Annotated in this window: 1 protein-coding gene; it reads left to right on the top strand. The window is 40.9% G+C overall.

What is annotated here, in order from left to right; translation table 11 throughout:
* Nucleotides 1-269: 269 nt before the first annotated feature.
* Nucleotides 270-905, top strand: a 636-nt coding sequence (locus AB204_RS19740; RefSeq protein ID WP_047965099.1) for a phage major capsid protein, incomplete at its 3' end; no start/stop codon positions are given.

A 905-nucleotide genomic window follows, 5' to 3' on the forward strand; every position in this document is an offset into this window, starting at 1 on the left:
TGGAACTTGTTTATTATTGTAATTATCACAATAATAAACTATTAATTTTACATTGCTGCTTAATATGAGTTTATCCACTAATAAAATATCTATTAAGAAAATTTAATCCCATTATTATTGCTTAAGTAAAAACATCCTCCAGAAAATGAATTGCTAAATTTAGGTGTGGAATGGCAGTTGTGTGCTTACTCAGCAGAATTAGAATTATTTCTTATTATTTTTCATGGTGTTAAAAGTTATTTACTAAAAATAAATATTCTGAAAAACACATGAAAAAATTACTCACATTACGTCAGCAAAAAGCCGATTTAACCCAACAAATGCGTTCGTTGCTAATCAAAGCCGAAAACGAAAAACGCTCACTGACTACCGATGAAGCCAAACAGTTTGACGAACTGCGCACTCAGTCTGATGCACTCAATTCTGAAATTGCCCGCTATGAGGTATTGTCTGATGAAGAACGCAATCAGGCGAAGACTCAGCCGACCAGTAAAAAACTCAGTAATGACGAGCTGCGCCATTATATTCTGACCGGAGAAACACGCTCCTTGTCTACAGGTGTTCCGGCAGACGGCGGCTATACTGTTATCCCTGAGTTGAACAAGCAGATCATGCAGCAACTGTCTGATGGGTCGGTCATGCGTCAGATCTGTACGATTAAAACCACACGCAGAAACGAATACAAACAGCTTGTTTCGGTTGGTGGCGCAGCGGTGGCACACGGGGAAGAAGGCAAGGCACGCGGTGAGACTGCCACGCCGAAGATGGAAGAAGTCAGCATCAAGCTATTCCCGATTTACGCTTATCCTAAAACCACACAGGAAATCATCGATTTTAGCGACGTGGATATCTTGGGCTGGCTGACATCTGAGATTGCCGATACGTTCGTGGATACCGAAGAAACG

Origin of the sequence: Xenorhabdus khoisanae (assembly GCF_001037465.1) — a bacterium.
Taxonomy (GTDB): domain Bacteria; phylum Pseudomonadota; class Gammaproteobacteria; order Enterobacterales; family Enterobacteriaceae; genus Xenorhabdus; species Xenorhabdus khoisanae.